Annotated in this window: 15 protein-coding genes and 1 other RNA gene; 11 read left to right on the top strand and 5 right to left on the bottom strand. The window is 59.2% G+C overall.

All coding sequences use genetic code 11. From position 1 onward, the window contains the following. Positions 1 to 36: 36 nt before the first annotated feature. Together purE and GEI7407_RS19005 are read left to right on the top strand one after the other, a co-directional pair. Positions 37 to 555 (top strand): 5-(carboxyamino)imidazole ribonucleotide mutase, encoded by a 519-nt coding sequence (gene purE, locus GEI7407_RS19010; RefSeq protein WP_015173844.1) that lies wholly within the window; start codon positions 37 to 39, stop codon positions 553 to 555. 21 nt (positions 556 to 576) lie between these two features. Next, positions 577 to 1,167, top strand: a complete 591-nt coding sequence (locus tag GEI7407_RS19005; protein ID WP_015173843.1) for a DUF924 family protein — start codon at positions 577 to 579, stop codon at positions 1,165 to 1,167. Positions 1,168 to 1,187: 20 nt separating this feature from the next. Here the strand turns inward: GEI7407_RS19005 and GEI7407_RS19000 are convergent, their stop codons facing one another. Next, positions 1,188 to 2,291 (bottom strand): two-component regulator propeller domain-containing protein, encoded by a 1,104-nt coding sequence (locus GEI7407_RS19000; RefSeq protein WP_015173842.1) that lies wholly within the window; start codon positions 2,289 to 2,291, stop codon positions 1,188 to 1,190. A gap of 1,050 nt (positions 2,292 to 3,341) precedes the next feature. Here GEI7407_RS19000 and GEI7407_RS18995 point away from each other — a divergent pair. The 7 genes from GEI7407_RS18995 (at position 3,342) to GEI7407_RS18970 (ending at position 8,231) form a co-directional block, all read left to right on the top strand. After that, positions 3,342 to 4,772, top strand: coding sequence for a form I ribulose bisphosphate carboxylase large subunit (locus tag GEI7407_RS18995; protein ID WP_015173841.1), 1,431 nt, complete (start codon positions 3,342 to 3,344; stop codon positions 4,770 to 4,772). A gap of 141 nt (positions 4,773 to 4,913) precedes the next feature. Then, positions 4,914 to 5,303, top strand: a complete 390-nt coding sequence (rcbX, locus tag GEI7407_RS18990) for a RuBisCO chaperone RbcX (protein ID WP_041268536.1) — start codon at positions 4,914 to 4,916, stop codon at positions 5,301 to 5,303. A 32-nt stretch (positions 5,304 to 5,335) separates the two neighbouring features. Further along, complete coding sequence (locus GEI7407_RS18985) at positions 5,336 to 5,677, top strand: ribulose bisphosphate carboxylase small subunit (RefSeq protein ID WP_015173839.1); 342 nt, start codon at positions 5,336 to 5,338, stop codon at positions 5,675 to 5,677. Positions 5,678 to 5,787: 110 nt separating this feature from the next. Beyond that, positions 5,788 to 7,035: a ribulose bisphosphate carboxylase small subunit gene (locus GEI7407_RS18980; RefSeq protein ID WP_015173838.1), complete on the top strand. Its 1,248-nt coding sequence runs from the start codon at positions 5,788 to 5,790 to the stop codon at positions 7,033 to 7,035. An 82-nt stretch (positions 7,036 to 7,117) separates the two neighbouring features. Further along, positions 7,118 to 7,214, top strand: an RNA gene (gene ffs / locus GEI7407_RS19805) — signal recognition particle sRNA small type. 141 nt (positions 7,215 to 7,355) lie between these two features. Continuing rightward, positions 7,356 to 7,739, top strand: coding sequence for a phasin family protein (locus GEI7407_RS18975; RefSeq protein ID WP_015173837.1), 384 nt, complete (start codon positions 7,356 to 7,358; stop codon positions 7,737 to 7,739). 72 nt (positions 7,740 to 7,811) lie between these two features. Further along, positions 7,812 to 8,231, top strand: coding sequence for a hypothetical protein (locus GEI7407_RS18970; RefSeq protein WP_015173836.1), 420 nt, complete (start codon positions 7,812 to 7,814; stop codon positions 8,229 to 8,231). Between the two features lie 208 nt (positions 8,232 to 8,439). Here GEI7407_RS18970 and bchB read toward each other — a convergent pair whose 3' ends face one another. Together bchB and rph are read right to left on the bottom strand one after the other, a co-directional pair. After that, complete coding sequence (gene bchB, locus GEI7407_RS18965; RefSeq protein WP_015173835.1) at positions 8,440 to 9,966, bottom strand: ferredoxin:protochlorophyllide reductase (ATP-dependent) subunit B; 1,527 nt, start codon at positions 9,964 to 9,966, stop codon at positions 8,440 to 8,442. 366 nt (positions 9,967 to 10,332) lie between these two features. Then, positions 10,333 to 11,058: a ribonuclease PH gene (gene rph / locus GEI7407_RS18960; RefSeq protein ID WP_015173834.1), complete on the bottom strand. Its 726-nt coding sequence runs from the start codon at positions 11,056 to 11,058 to the stop codon at positions 10,333 to 10,335. Positions 11,059 to 11,307: 249 nt separating this feature from the next. On the opposite strand from rph, the gene GEI7407_RS18955 reads away from it, so the two are divergent. Together GEI7407_RS18955 and dcd are read left to right on the top strand one after the other, a co-directional pair. Next, on the top strand, positions 11,308 to 11,844 hold the full coding sequence (locus tag GEI7407_RS18955) for a P-loop NTPase family protein (RefSeq protein WP_041268535.1): 537 nt from the start codon (positions 11,308 to 11,310) through the stop codon (positions 11,842 to 11,844). Between the two features lie 75 nt (positions 11,845 to 11,919). Further along, positions 11,920 to 12,519 carry a dCTP deaminase gene (gene dcd / locus GEI7407_RS18950; protein WP_015173832.1) on the top strand — a complete coding sequence of 200 codons (600 nt, stop codon included), beginning with the start codon at positions 11,920 to 11,922 and terminating at the stop codon, positions 12,517 to 12,519. Here dcd and dut read toward each other — a convergent pair. Beyond that, positions 12,516 to 12,968: a dUTP diphosphatase gene (gene dut / locus GEI7407_RS18945; RefSeq protein ID WP_015173831.1), complete on the bottom strand. Its 453-nt coding sequence runs from the start codon at positions 12,966 to 12,968 to the stop codon at positions 12,516 to 12,518. The genes dcd and dut overlap by 4 nt on opposite strands. Before the next feature lie 42 nt (positions 12,969 to 13,010). Continuing rightward, positions 13,011 to 14,438 carry an NAD(P)/FAD-dependent oxidoreductase gene (locus GEI7407_RS18940; protein WP_015173830.1) on the bottom strand — a complete coding sequence of 476 codons (1,428 nt, stop codon included), beginning with the start codon at positions 14,436 to 14,438 and terminating at the stop codon, positions 13,011 to 13,013. Positions 14,439 to 14,474 lie beyond the last annotated feature (36 nt).

Raw genomic sequence — 14,474 nt, 5'->3', positions numbered from 1 at the left:
TTTGATTTTGAGCGTGATCTAATAAAAAGCAATCCTATGGCTCAACCGCTGATTGGCATCATCATGGGCAGTGACTCCGACTTGCCCACCATGCAGGCTGCGATCGCCGTCTGCAAAGAATTTGAGGTTCCCTGTGAGGTGGAGATTGTCTCCGCCCACCGCACCCCCGAGCGCATGGTGGAGTACGCCAAAACGGCCCATGAACGGGGTCTCAAGGTCATTATCGCGGGTGCTGGGGGGGCTGCGCATCTGCCAGGAATGGTAGCGGCCCTGACCCCTTTGCCCGTGGTCGGCGTGCCCGTATCGAGCCGCCAACTCCAAGGGATAGATTCCCTCTACTCCATTGTCCAGATGCCGGCGGGCATTCCGGTGGCGACGGTGGCCATCGGCAACGCCACCAACGCGGGACTCCTGGCGGTGCAAATCTTGGCGGCAGACCGACCCGACCTACTGGTCAAAGTCCAGGCCTACCGGCGATCGCTCAATGACGCCGTTTTAGCAAAACAAGCCAAACTGGAAGAAGTTGGATATCAGCAATATCTGACGGAAATGTAGCTTCTCGGGGCCTAGAGCCCCATGTTGCCCATGACGCTCCCCCGCGCTGAAGCCATCTTGGACTTTTGGTTTGGTCGGCCCAACGATCCAGACTATGGTCAGCCCAAAAAATACTGGTTCATCAAGGATCCAGCCTTTGATGAGGCCATTCGCGAACAGTTTTTGGCCGACTATCAGCAGGCCGCTGAGGGCCGCCTCAACGACTGGCAGGCGATCCCCCAGACCTGCCTGGCGCTGCTGATTTTGCTCGATCAGTTTCCCCGCAATCTGTTTCGCGGGACGCCCCAAATGTTTGCCACCGATGCCCACGCCCGGGCTGTGGCCCAGCACGCGGTGGAGCAGGGCTTTGATCGCCTGCTGCTGCCGGTGCAGCGCTGGTTTGTGTATTTGCCCTTCGAGCACAGCGAAGACCTCGCGGACCAGGAACGCTCGATCGCCCTGTTTGCCCAGATCGCGGACCATCCCGACAGCGCGATGGCCATCGACTACGCCCAGCGCCACCACGTCGTCATTCAGCAGTTTGGCCGCTTTCCCCACCGCAACGCCATTTTGGGCCGCGACTCTACGCCTGCGGAGACCGCGTTTTTGCAGCAGCCCGGCTCGTCTTTTTGAGCTGCGGTGGAGCCTAGGGGCTATTCCATCATCGATGAGTCAGCCTCGCGACTGAAGGCCGCCAAGGGCCTAGCGCGGCCAATGTCTTGGGAGGTACTGATCCAGGCGAGCCCCTCGCGGGTGCCGACCCAGACTTTGTTGCCCGTATCTGGAGAAATTGACAGAATTTCCCGCGAGGGCAAATTGGACACCTCACCGACGATCGCGCCGTTATAGGGATTGACCCGCAGCAGTCCCCCGTCGGTGCCGACCCAGATGCTGCCGACTCGATCGAAGGCGATGGACTTGACGTTGCGGCCGCGCAGCTGGGTGACCGAGCGGAGAATGCGGCCGTTGCGGGAGTCAATTTCGAGCAGTCCTTCGGGGGTGCCGGCCCACAGGGATCCCCGAGGCCCCAGGGCCAGGGTTTGCACCGTGGTGCCGGGGACCTCTGCGATCCGCTTCATCGCGAAGCCGCTGGCGCTGTTGACCTGGACCAGTCCTTCGAGGGTGCCGACCCACAGCTGGCCGTCGCGATCGAGGCTGAGGGCGTTGGCGCTGACGCCTGGCAGCTTGCGCAGCGTGGTCATCAGGAGACCCTGGTCTGGGCTGATCAGGGCGATGCCGCGATCGGTGCCGACCCACAGGTAGCCCCGCTGGTCTAGCTGAAGCGACAAAATCCGATTGGACGGCAAAAAGAAGTTCTGGGCGGTGATTTCGTTGGTTCGCGGGTCGACCCGCATCAGGCCCTCGTAGGTGCCGACCCAGATCCGGCCCACCTTGTCTTGGGCGATCGCCCCAATGATCGTATTGGGCAGGCTAATGCGGGCAATCGTGCGACCAGTATTGGGGTCAATGCGCGCCACCCCTTCCCAAGACCCAATCCAGAGGTTGCCATTGAAGGCACGCAGCAGCGCACTGATGCGATAGTCCCCCGTTTGGGGCTGCTCCATCCGGCGGCGCTCCGGCGGCAGAGGCTCAACTCCGGGCGGCGGCGCCTCGGGAGGATAGTCCACCGCCTCCGGTTCGGGGGTCTGGGCGATCGCAGCCTGAGGCCCAATCTCCCCCAGCGCCAATCCCCATCCACCCAAACCAAGAAGGGCCGCCCCCATCAGAGCCCGTGCGTAGCGAAAAACCTTAGCCACCGTTTTCCTCCCTTCCACTCCAAGACAAGACTCAATCTCAATCGTTCGATTCGACCCCGCGATCGCCCCTAGCGGTGCCCTGACTCTTTGGTCAGAAACTCCCCAGGAAACAGACAGCTACCCCAGGCCAGCTTGGGCATTTTTGGCCCCACCAAGCCCCAGGTGCCTCCGACTCTAGCAGGTCTGCCCTAGTTTTCCCGCGAGTCGGCAGTGGCGTCAACGACTGGATGCAAAAACCGCTGCCTGAGTTCCTTCCCGCCTTCTTCCCGGTCCGCTACCGTCGCCGCCCAGGGGCAATGCCCGCAAATCCTGTGCCCGATCGCTCAACCTTGTCCCCATCCTCTGGTAGGATTAGCGATCGCCCCAACCTTGGGTAAATCCTGCCCCCCAATTCTCCAAAAACACAACCAAATCACCCATAAATAGCGTTTACAGCGCAGATTCTCCTCCTCAATCCCAGCGTCAATAAAAAGTTGCTAGAAAACGCATTTGATGAGTTTTTTGAACATTCCAAGAACCCCATACAGCAACATTGACCAATCTCGAAAAAAACCAAGAAAAAGTTGCAATTATTTAGCATCGCGCAAGCACTAATCTCAAAAGAATTGAGATTCTTGAATGAGATCTTGCGCTTCCTAACGTCTCAAAAACTCGTTTAAAACATTGACAGCGGGCATCAGTTGTGCGTTCCTTGGGTTCGCGATCGCCCTACGACTTGAGTGATCCCAGCCCCCAGATCTCCCACCCAAAAGCACAATGCAATCAAGAAACAAGGCTCTATAAATAAAACTTATAAAAACATAAAGAAGATTCGAAATATAACTTATAGAATTCCTGATATATTCTTGGAAGTGCCCGGTTGGGTACAAGAAGAAAAATTTGGCGAATCCCAATCCCATTGCTTAAAAAGCGTTAGCCGCGAGAAATCCTTAGCTAACCAAGCAAAGCTATCTTCATCTGAACTGTTCAGGTCCTCGTCGAAAAGATTTTGGGGAGGTCTGAATAGGCGAAACTAGTCAAGGTTAAGTGATTCCTTAGGAAGGGAAATTTATGTCTTACGCCCAAACAAAGACTCAGGCGAAAACTGGGTACCAGGCCGGAGTTAAAGACTATAAGCTGACCTACTACACTCCGGATTACACGCCCAAGGATACCGACATCCTGGCGGCTTTCCGAGTGACCCCCCAGCCCGGCGTTCCTCCCGAGGAAGCTGGTGCAGCAGTAGCAGCTGAGTCCTCCACCGGTACCTGGACCACGGTGTGGACCGACCTGCTAACGGACCTCGATCGCTACAAAGGCCGTTGCTACGACATCGAGCCTGTGCGGGGCGAAGACAACCAGTACATTTGCTACATCGCCTACCCCCTCGACCTGTTCGAAGAAGGCTCCGTCACCAACCTGCTGACCTCCATCGTGGGTAACGTCTTCGGCTTCAAGGCCCTCAAGGCCCTGCGTCTCGAAGACCTTCGCATCCCCGTTGCCTACCTGAAGACCTTCCAAGGTCCTCCCCACGGCATCCAAGTTGAGCGCGACAAGATCAACAAGTACGGTCGTCCTCTCCTCGGCTGCACCATCAAGCCCAAGCTCGGTCTGTCTGCTAAGAACTACGGCCGCGCTGTGTATGAGTGCTTGCGCGGTGGTCTCGACTTCACCAAGGACGACGAGAACATCAACTCCCAGCCCTTCCAGCGCTGGCGCGATCGCTTCCTGTTCGTTGCAGAAGCCATCCACAAAGCCCAAGCTGAAACCGGCGAAGTCAAGGGTCACTACCTCAACGTGACCGCCCCCACCTGCGAAGAAATGCTCAAGCGCGCTGAGTTCGCCAAAGAGCTCGGCATGCCCATCATCATGCATGACTTCCTCACTGCAGGCTTCACCGCCAACACCACCCTCTCCAAGTGGTGCCGCGACAACGGCCTGCTGCTGCACATCCACCGTGCAATGCACGCCGTGATCGACCGTCAAAAGAACCACGGTATGCACTTCCGGACCCTTGCCAAGTGCTTGCGGATGTCCGGTGGTGACCACATCCATACCGGTACCGTCGTGGGTAAGCTCGAAGGCGACAAAGCCATCACCATGGGCTTCGTTGACCTGCTGCGCGAAAACTACGTCGAAGAAGACAAGTCTCGCGGTATCTACTTCACCCAAGACTGGGCTGCTATGCCTGGCGTGATGGCAGTGGCTTCCGGTGGTATCCACGTGTGGCACATGCCCGCTCTGGTGGAAATCTTCGGCGACGACTCCGTCCTCCAGTTCGGTGGTGGTACCCTCGGTCACCCCTGGGGCAACGCTCCTGGCGCAACCGCAAACCGCGTTGCTCTGGAAGCTTGCGTCCAAGCTCGTAACGAAGGTCGTGACCTCACCCGCGAAGGCGGCGACATCATCCGCGAAGCAGCTAAGTGGTCTCCTGAACTCGCCGTTGCTTGCGAAGTTTGGAAGGAAATCAAGTTCGAGTTCGAGACTGTTGATACCGTCTGATCTCCGGCTATCGGCTAGTAGTGTTTAGAGGGCAGCGCCCGGCCCCGGCCATGAGCGCCTCAGCGGTCGCTGGCGCTAGCCCCTAAGCACTCAGCCCTATCCAAATCAACGGTTGGGATGGGGGTCACGGTAAACCAGCTTATGGATCTCAAAAGTCTTGCGAAGCAAACGGCCAAGGTCACGATCAGCTATCTGACGTACCAAGCTGTGCGGGTCATCGTTAATCAGCTCAATGAGACCGATCCCCCCCGCGGCCACTGGCTTAGTAGTTTCTCCTCGACTGGCAAGCTCCAAGATGGTGAAGCCTATCTGCAAGAATTGCTGCAAGCAAACCAGGAACTGGCGTTTCGCGTCATGACGGTGCGACAGCATTTGGCTGAAGAAATTGCCGAGTTTTTGCCAGAAATGGTGCAAAGCGGTATCCAGCAAGCCAACGTCGAGTACCGCCGCCAGTACCTGGAGCGCATTACGCAAATGACCCTGCCTGACTCCCCAGAACCTGAGGCTCAGCCCGGTTCTGAACCCGATTAAATCTAGCTTGCGCAACAAAATCAAAGGAAGTCATGCAAACACTAAAGAAAGAGCGTCGCTTCGAAACCCTTTCCTATCTGCCCCCTCTGTCGGATGCGCAGATCGCTCGTCAGGTCCAGTACATCTTGGATCAGGGCTACTTCGCGGCGGTTGAGTTCAACGAAACCTCTAACCCCACCGAAGTGTACTGGACGATGTGGAAGCTGCCTCTGTTCAGCGCCAACAGCGTTCAAGAGGTCCTGAACGAAGTGCAACAGTGCCGTTCTGAGTACCCCAACTGCTACATCCGCGTGATCGGCTTCGACAACATCAAGCAGTGCCAAACGCTCAGCTTCATCGTTCACAAGCCCAACAGCGGCGGCTACCGCTACTAAGTCGGTGGCTTGTGCCTTTAGAGGCTAGAACGCAGATATAACAAGGTATCTCAAAGATTGGGGGGTAGGGTTTCTGCCCCCCTTTTTGCATAGATGGAGGGTGAAAGGCGATGAGTTTTTATGTTTCGCCGCGATTCCTGGATAAGGTCGCGGTGCATATTACGAAGAATTTTCTAGACTTGCCGGGGGTCAAGGTTCCGCTCATTTTGGGAATCCACGGCCGCAAGGGGGAGGGAAAGTCTTTCCAGTGTGAGCTGGTGTTTGAGCGGATGGGAATTGAGCCGGTGCATATGTCGGCGGGGGAACTGGAGAGCCCGGATGCGGGCGATCCGGCGCGTCTGATCCGGCTGCGCTACCGGGAGGCGGGGGAGTATATCCGGACGCGCGGCCGGATGTGCGTTTTGATGATTAATGATTTGGATGCGGGGGCGGGCCGTTTTGACGGCGGGACGCAGTATACGGTGAATACTCAGCTCGTGAATGCGACGCTGATGAATATTGCGGATAATCCGACGAATGTGCAGCTGCCGGGCAGCTACGATGAGAAGCCGCTGCCGCGGGTGCCGATTTTGGTGACGGGGAATGATTTCTCGACGCTGTATGCGCCGCTGATCCGCGATGGCCGGATGGAGAAGTTTTACTGGGATCCGGACTATGAGGATCGCGTCGGCATTGTGAGCGGGATTTTTTCGGATGATGGCCTGTCCCGCCAAGATTTTGAGCGCTTGGTAGATACGTTTCCGGCGCAGTCGATCGATTTCTTTGGGGCGCTGCGATCGCGCTTTTATGACGAGCAGGTGCGCCGCTTTATTCAGGAGGTGGGCGTGGAGCAGGTGTCTTTCCGCCTGCTCAACAGCAAGGAAGGAGCCCCCACGTTCCAGAAGCCGCGCTTCACGCTGGAGCGCCTGCTGGAGTTTGGCTACCTGATGGTGCAGGAGCAGGAGCGGGTGCGCACGTCGCGACTGGCGGAGGAGTATAACCGGGTGCTGATGGATTCGCACTCTCCGTCCGCGCCGTCCGCGCCTGCCGCAGCGCCTTCGGTGCCGGTGTCTAGACCGCCTTCCTCCGGTGGCAGTAGTGCCTCAAGCTCGCCCTTGACCTCTGAGGTGGCGGAGCAGGTGCGCCAACTGGTGCGCAATGGCCACCGGGTGGGTATCGAGGTGGTGGATGAGCGCCGCTTCCGGACCAATTCGTGGAACTGCTGCGCCACGCTGGATACGGCGCGCCCTGAGGAGGCGATCGCCGCTCTTGAAAGCTGCATTGCTGACCACCCGAGCGAGTATGTGCGCCTAGTGGGCATCGATCCGAAGGGCAAAAAGCGAGTCCTCGAAACGATTGTGCAGCGGCCCAAGCGTTAGGGATTTGTGAACCCGAGGCGATCGCCCCGCCAAAGTTTCTCTGGAGCTGCGGGCGATCGCCAAATAGTGTTATCCTAAAGTTGACTCGGACCCATGCGGTTACAACGCCCAAATCTTGTCAGGACCGGAAGGTAGCAGCAATACGGGATGCTTGTAACAGGCGTGGTCTCCGGGTCTTTTGCATTTTTACCCCGAAAGGGCGGAAGACCGCCCAAAATTCCCCGTAAATTGCGCCATGCTCGCGGTGGGCAGTCGCCTCCCTTTCTTCGTATCCTGAAAGCAGAAATCACTTCAACCTTTCTAGCTTGAGGGATCGGCACATGAGCGGCTTTAGCGATCTGTTTCAGAAAGCGGTCTATCTGGGGGTAGGCCTTGCTTCCTACGCGGGTGAAAAAGCAGGAACAAAGCTGACAGAGCTGCGGGCTCAAGCTCAGAAATTGGCAGATGAACTGGTGGCTCGCGGTGAAATGACCACCGAAGAGGCGCGGCGCATGGTGGATGACTTGGTGCAGCAGGCCCAAACGCCTGGGGCAGAGCCGGTGCCTGATCAGCCCCGGGAGCCTCGCCGCATCGAGATTGTGGATGATGAAGAACCGAACGCATCGTCCCAACCGGCCGGAGCGCCGCCCGTAGATGATGTCGAGCGGCTGCGTCAGCAGGTCCAGTCGCTGCAAGACGAGCTGAGACGGCTGCGCCGGGACTAACCGAAACTCTCGGGTAAAGGTGCGGGTCAGAGGGTCTAAAAAGAGAGCGTAACGGCCTGGAGTACAGACAATATGGAAGACTGGTCAACGGAATTTTGGAAGGCCTGGGAGGCGATCGCCACGGATGCTGAGCAGCGCGTGCTCGAAATTTCCCAAGACTTGGTCGACAAAACCGATGCCTTCTTCACAGGCGTTGAAGAATTTGCTGAACAAGTTCAACACCAGCTTTTTCCGGATCTCGATCAGCAGCTAGATGATTTCTTTGAAACCATTGCGGACGCGCTGACGCTGTTTGAACATTCTGTCGAGGAGACAGCCCAACCCTTTGCTCAAACCGTCGAGCCCATCTTGAATGAGCATGCCGCCTGCGCAGGCTGCTGCAACTATCACGGCCACTCCTACAATGGCGTTGCTTTTGTGTGCGCCATGCATCCCTACGGCGCCGAAGAGGAGAAATGCCCAGACTGGGAATCGGCTTGGGGTGGCGAATAGGGCCAAACCTTGCCTAGGTCGGCCCCCAATCTTTTCATCAAACCCAGTCTTTCCGGCAAATCGGTTAGCTTAGCTCCCCCTCGCACCACCAAAATGAACGCCCGCGCCAAAAAGGGGCAAAAAGATTAAAAAAAAGAGCAGCAAGGCGCTGCTCCAAACATGATTTAGACGCAGAAGGGGCGATCGCCCCTTCTCGCGCCAACTGGTTTTATGCACCCACTGCCTCTTTGGCAGCGTAGAGCACCTCAGCGTTGATATCGCTCAGGCCGCGATCGCGCGCAAACCGTTCAGTATTGCGCTTGACTTTGCCGCGTACAAACCCAGGAATTTTGTTCAGTTCAGCCAGACCATCTTTGGTCCAGTTCAGATCAGAATCGGGCGCCATTTCTTTGGTGATCACGTCCTTGGTGTCGTGACCGCCAAAGATTTCCAGTAGGTGGTCCTCCATACCCAGGGTGAAGGAGTTGTAAATCAAGTCCACCAGCTGATTGGTGCCTTCGTAGCCGACAAAGGGCTTGTAGCCAATGGGGAAATTCTGAATATGAATGGGGGCCGAAATGACTCCGCAGGGAATATCCAGGCGCTTGCCGACGTGGCGCTCCATCTGGGTGCCGAAGATGGCGGCGGGCTCTAGGCGGGCGATCGCATTGGCGATTTCCGCATTGTCCTCGCTGATCAGCACCTCATCGCAGTAGGGGCCGACCTGTTCGCGGAACCAGTCTGCATCGTATTTGCAGTAGGTACCCGCCATGACCACCTGAATCCCCATCTCCCGCGCCAGCACCTTGGTGATGGCAGCCGCGTGGGTGTTGTCCCCAAAGACCACTGCCTTCTTGCCCGTCAGGTTTTGGCAGTCGATGGAGCGCGAAAACCAGGCGGCCTGGGAGACGTGGAGGGTTTGCTCCTCGATGTACGCTTCGTAGTTGACCGCTGCCCCCTGCTCGTTGAGCACCGCCTGGATCTGGCGCAGGCAGCGGGCCGTCTCCACAACGCCCATGGGCGTCACGTCCACGTAGGGCGTCCCAAAGTGTTCTTGGAGATACTGGGCGGTCGAGAGCCCCAGTTCTCGATAGGGGATCAGGTTAAACCAGGCTCGCGGCAGGTTCTTGAGATCCTGGACCGATGCGCCTTCGGGCAAGACGGCGTTCACCGTAATGCCCAGGTCGGCCATCAGTCGCTTCAGCTCGGTGCAGTCGTGATTGTTGTGGAAGCCGAGGGTGGTAAGGCCAATGATGTTGACGGAGGGCTGCTCCGTTTTGCCGCTGGGCAGTTCGCCTTTTTTGGCGGCCTTGTCCAGGTAGAAGCGCACAATCTGGCCGAGGGTGCGATCGGCGGCCTGGAGTTCGTTGTAGCGGTAGTGGTTGACATCGGCCAGCAGGACATCGCCCTTCGAGTCGAGCTGAGCCCGCTCCACAAAGTTTTGCAGGTCTTCTTGCAAGATGCTGGAGGTGCAGGTCGGCGTCAGCACAATCAAGTCGGGGTGCTCTTCGCCGTCCTTGCGCACGATATTGTCAACGACTTTTTCTTGGGAGCCGCGGGCGAGGACGTTGCGATCGACCACGCTGGTGGTCACGGGGGTAAAGTTGCGCTCCCGCTCCAGCATCGATCGCATGACATTAAAGTAATCGTCCCCCAGAGGGGCATGCATAATGGCATGGACGTTCTTAAAAGAACTGGCGATGCGAAGGGTGCCAATGTGCGCGGGGCCTGCATACATCCAGTAGGCCAATTTCATAGAGATTTCTCCATTCTGCTGAGGGCTAGCGTCCGGTGAAGCGGAAAAGGGTGACGGGTTCTCCCCAAAAATGAAAGAATCCCAGTGGATCACTAGAGGCGCGAAGGGTTGTGGCGTTCGGCCCTTTTGATTGTCTCAAAGATGGCGAAATGGCCCACAAAAAAATCGAGGCGCGATCGCTGCCTCGATTTAATCAGCGAACCCTCCAAAGCGTTACCCAGCAAGGGATCTGATTGTCAAAAAAGCGATCGCCCGCTCACGGCTTTGCAATAATTTTTAAACTCAAATTACAAAGCGAAACGCCAAAATCCGTTGCCTTCAAATAAGTTGATTAACTTCAGTTAATAAACCGGTTTGATTGGCTTTTCAGGCGCGACTTTCTAGGGCTTGGCGCTGGGCTTCCAGCAGCTCTCGAATGCCCTTTTCGGCGCAATCGAGGATTTGGTTAAGCTGGGCGCGGCTGAAGCTGCCTTCTTCGGCGGTCCCCTGAATCTCGATGATCTGGAGCTCGTCGGTCATCACCACGTTGCAGTCGGTGTCCGCTGCCACGTCCTCGGGATAGTTTAGGTCCAAGAAGGCCTCGCCTTTTAGCAGGCCTACCGAGACCGCCGCAACTTGCCGGCAAATGGGCGATCGCGCCAAATCTCCTCGCTCCATCAGGTGGGCGATCGCGTCTTGCAGCGCCACGAACCCCCCGGTGATCGACGCCGTCCGCGTGCCCGCATCCGCCTGCAGCACGTCCGCATCCACCGTGATCGTGTACTCCCCGAGGGCCTGCATATCCAGCGTTGCCCGCAGACTCCGGCCGATCAGCCGCTGAATTTCCTGGGTCCGGCCCGACAGCTTGAGAAACTCCCGCGACTGGCGCTGGGGCGTCGCCCCTGGCAGCATCCGATACTCCGCGGTCAGCCAGCCCTGGCCGCTGCCCTCCAAAAACCTCGGCACCCCGGGCTGCACCGTCACCGTACACAAAACCTGGGTATCCCCGCACTTGGTCAGCACCGACCCCGGCGCGAAGCGAGTAAAGTTGCGGATGAAGTGCACCGGGCGCAGTTCATCGGGTTGGCGACCATCGGGACGCTGCCAAGCCATGGGAAATGCCTCAAGAATCCCTCCCAGAATACAGCAGGACTCGGGGAAGCAAACCCGTCAGCGCTAGGGGATTGTCAGGGGACGTGGGGAAATGGGCAGCAAAGTTTGAACCGAAGGTGAATAGATATCTAGCGTTTGGCGGGGAATTTTTGCGAGAGATACACTATATTTTGTCTATCGATGTCGAGACCGATGGGGTTCGCTCTGGACGGGACCGCCATCGTGACCACCGCACTTTCCCCAGGCCCTATGGTTTCGCAGCTAGAAGCCCCGTCTCTCAATCCCGCTGTCTCTCGGCCCTACGTGCTAGAGGGGCTGATTCAGGTTTTCACCAGCCCCCACCGCAGCTTTTTCACCAATGTGATGGCCCAGGCCCTCCGCATCGCGGGCCAAGGGACTCCTGTGCTGGTGGTGCAGTTTCTCAAGGGCGGCATCCATCAAGGGCATGAGCACCCTGTGCGCCTCGGCGAAAACCTGGAGTGGATCCGCTGCAATCTGCCCCGCTGCATCGACACGCCCCAAATCGAGGAGAGCGAAGCGCGATCGCTCCAAGAGCTCTGGCAGCACACCCGCACCGTGGTCGCGGAGGGCCGCTATTCCCTGATTGTCCTCGACGAGCTCAGCCTTGCCATTCACCTCGGCCTGATTCCTGAGGCAGAAGTGCTGGAATTTTTGCGCACCCGCCCCAACCACGTCGATGTCATTCTCACCGGCCCAGACATGCCCCCATCGCTGCTCGATCTGGCCGATCAGATCACCGAGCTGCGCCGCAGCCACCGGCCCTGAGGGGGCTCTGGCAGGGACACCCTAAAGCGATCCGGAGAGTGCTAGGATCGCTCTCCTGAGGGTTGAGTGGGAGCCATGATCAAAAACGATACCTGGATTACGGCGATGGCCGAAAACGGCATGATTGAGCCGTTTTTGCCGACGTTGGTGCGAGAAGTGACCGCTGAGGCTGGGGGACCCCTGCGCCCGGTGATTAGCTATGGCTTGTCGTCCTACGGCTACGACATTCGCCTCTCGCCGGCAGAGTTTCGCATCTTCCGCCACATCCCAGGGACGGTGGTCGATCCCAAAAACTTTAACTCTGACAACCTAGAGCCTGCGAAGCTGCACCAAGATGCGGCTGGGGACTTTTTTATTTTGCCGGCCCACTCCTATGGCTTGGGGGTGGCGCTGGAGCGGCTGTCGGTGCCCGAAAATGTGTCGGTGATTTGCATCGGCAAGAGTACCTACGCCCGCTCGGGCATCATTGCCAACCTGACGCCCGCGGAGGCGGGGTGGCGAGGACACCTGACCCTCGAATTTTCGAACTCATCGAGCGCTGACTGCCGAATCTATGCCAATGAGGGCGTGGTGCAGCTGCTGTTTTTGGAAGGGGAGCCGTGCGCGGTCAGCTACGAGAAGCGCCAGGGCAAGTACCAAGATCAGCGGGAGCGGGTGACGCTGCCCCGAGTCTAGCGATCGCCCACTCGATAACCCGTGGAGCCGAAGCCGCCCTGGCCGCGAGCGGTGCTCGTCAGGGCGTCGGCGGTCCCAATGGCTTCGACGGCCACTCGCAGTACGGGGGCGATGACCATTTGGGCAATCTTCATGCCGGGCTCCACGGTGAAGGGGTGGCGGCCATGATTAATCAAAATGATGGCGATTTCGCCGCGATAGCCTTCGTCGATGGTGCCGGGGGTGTTGAGGACGGTGATCTGGTGGCGCAGGGCGAGACCGCTGCGGGGCCGGATCTGGGCTTCGGTGTTGGGCGGTAGCTCGATGCTGAGGCCGGTGGGGATGAGGCGGCTTTCGCCCGGGGCGATCGTGGCGGAGGCGATCGCGCACAGATCGAGGCCCGAGTCGTCGGGGTGGGCGTAGCTCGGCAAGATCGCCTGGGGATGCAAGGGGTGGACTTTAAGTTTCATCGGTGGGTTCAACTCGGCGGGTTCATTGGCGAAAAAGGGCGGCTAGCGGGCACGGGCGCGGCGCCAGGCCGCGAGAGCCTCAAGCCACGGCCCCCAGCGCTGATGACGGCGATCGCGCCACTGCTGGCCGAGCTGCGTCCACACTTCACTGTAGCTGGGAGCAATGGGAATCAGCCTCTCAAGGGCAGGCATCCCCTGGGACGACTCTTGGAGGAGGGCGATCGCGCTCATCAGCTCGGGCGCGGCGGGGCCGAGGATGTGCGCACCCAAAATCTGGCCGCTGGGACGAACGATCAGCTTGGCAAAACCATTCACCTGATGGTGCAGATGGGCTTGGGGCAGAGCCTTGTAGGGGCAGCGCAGGACCCAGGCGTCTTCGTGGTACTGCTGGCTGGCTTGGGCTTCGGTGAGGCCCAGGCTGATCAGGGGATTTTGGGTGGGCACCCACTGGGGAATTGCTTGATAGTGCGGCACCCGGCGACGTCCCCAGAGGGCATTTTCGACGGCGATCGCCGCTTCGTGATGGCCAATGTAGGGAGCCGGATCGCCGCCCAGCACCGCACCGCAGGCGTAAATCCGGGGATGGGCCGTTTGCAGCCACGGCTTGACGCTGAGGCCGCGTGGCGTGGCGCGGACCCTCACCGCTTCGAGGTTGAGTCCTGTCAGGTTCGGCTGCGGGGCCGCCACCACGAGCAGGCGATCGCCCGCCAGCGCATCATTGCCCGCCTGGACCCACACCTCCTGGTCCAGCATCCGCGCCTGGGTGATCGGGGATCCGGTCAAAATGCGCACGCCGTCCGCCTCGAGCTGAGCTTGGATCAGCGCCACCGCTTCGGGTTCGGCCTGGGGCAGCAGTCTCGGTTGGCGCGTGATCAAGGTGACGGCTACCCCAAAGCGAGCGAAGGCCTCGGCCCAGGCCACTGCCAAGCCCTGACCCCCCAGGATCAGCAGGCGCTCCGGCAAGACCTCCGGGGGCTGCGTTGCTAGCGTCTCGGGGGTCCAGTAGGGCACAGCGTCGAGGCCCTCGATGGCGGGACGCCCGGTGTGGGAGCCGGTGGCGATCAGGTAGGCGCGCGATCGCAGACAGCGATCGGCTAGATTAAACCCCAAGCTGGGCTCGCGCCGAAACGCCCCCTGACCCAAAATCACTTCGAGGCCCTGCGCCGCTAAGACGGCTGGGTCAGGAGCCAGGGTGTCTCCGAGGGCGTGGTGCCAGGCCAGGGCCGCTGGCCACTGGAGCTCCGCCCTGGCCGAGTCGGCTAGCCCCAGCCAGTGAGCCAGGGGCTGCTGCTGGGCGATCGCTCCTAGGGCGCTCAGGCTGGGCAACAAGGGAGTCTCTGGGCCCAAGCCCTCCTCGGGCGATCGCTGACTGACCAGGGCCACGCGTCCCTGGGATCGCAAAGCCGCCCGTGCCGCCGCGATCGCCGTGGGCGTACTGCCCACAATTACCAGGTCATAGTCCACAGCCATCGGCAGAGGAACCCAGAAACACCAAAAATCGCTGCG

Source organism: Geitlerinema sp. PCC 7407, assembly GCF_000317045.1.
Classification (GTDB): Bacteria; Cyanobacteriota; Cyanobacteriia; order PCC-7407; family PCC-7407; genus PCC-7407.
This window is presented reverse-complemented; position numbering and strand designations above follow the sequence as displayed.

Bases quoted from the DNA above. Each gene is read 5' to 3' on its own strand.
- purE (WP_015173844.1), top strand. From the start codon at position 37: ATGGCTCAACCGCTGATTGGCATCATCATGGGCAGTGACTCCGACTTG.
- GEI7407_RS19005 (WP_015173843.1), top strand. From the start codon at position 577: ATGTTGCCCATGACGCTCCCCCGCGCTGAAGCCATCTTGGACTTTTGG.
- GEI7407_RS18995 (WP_015173841.1), top strand. From the start codon at position 3,342: ATGTCTTACGCCCAAACAAAGACTCAGGCGAAAACTGGGTACCAGGCC.
- rcbX (WP_041268536.1), top strand. From the start codon at position 4,914: ATGGATCTCAAAAGTCTTGCGAAGCAAACGGCCAAGGTCACGATCAGC.
- GEI7407_RS18985 (WP_015173839.1), top strand. From the start codon at position 5,336: ATGCAAACACTAAAGAAAGAGCGTCGCTTCGAAACCCTTTCCTATCTG.
- GEI7407_RS18980 (WP_015173838.1), top strand. From the start codon at position 5,788: ATGAGTTTTTATGTTTCGCCGCGATTCCTGGATAAGGTCGCGGTGCAT.
- GEI7407_RS18975 (WP_015173837.1), top strand. From the start codon at position 7,356: ATGAGCGGCTTTAGCGATCTGTTTCAGAAAGCGGTCTATCTGGGGGTA.
- GEI7407_RS18970 (WP_015173836.1), top strand. From the start codon at position 7,812: ATGGAAGACTGGTCAACGGAATTTTGGAAGGCCTGGGAGGCGATCGCC.
- bchB (WP_015173835.1), bottom strand. From the start codon at position 9,966: ATGAAATTGGCCTACTGGATGTATGCAGGCCCCGCGCACATTGGCACC.
- rph (WP_015173834.1), bottom strand. From the start codon at position 11,058: ATGGCTTGGCAGCGTCCCGATGGTCGCCAACCCGATGAACTGCGCCCG.
- GEI7407_RS18955 (WP_041268535.1), top strand. From the start codon at position 11,308: ATGGTTTCGCAGCTAGAAGCCCCGTCTCTCAATCCCGCTGTCTCTCGG.
- dcd (WP_015173832.1), top strand. From the start codon at position 11,920: ATGATCAAAAACGATACCTGGATTACGGCGATGGCCGAAAACGGCATG.
- dut (WP_015173831.1), bottom strand. From the start codon at position 12,968: ATGAAACTTAAAGTCCACCCCTTGCATCCCCAGGCGATCTTGCCGAGC.
- GEI7407_RS18940 (WP_015173830.1), bottom strand. From the start codon at position 14,438: ATGGCTGTGGACTATGACCTGGTAATTGTGGGCAGTACGCCCACGGCG.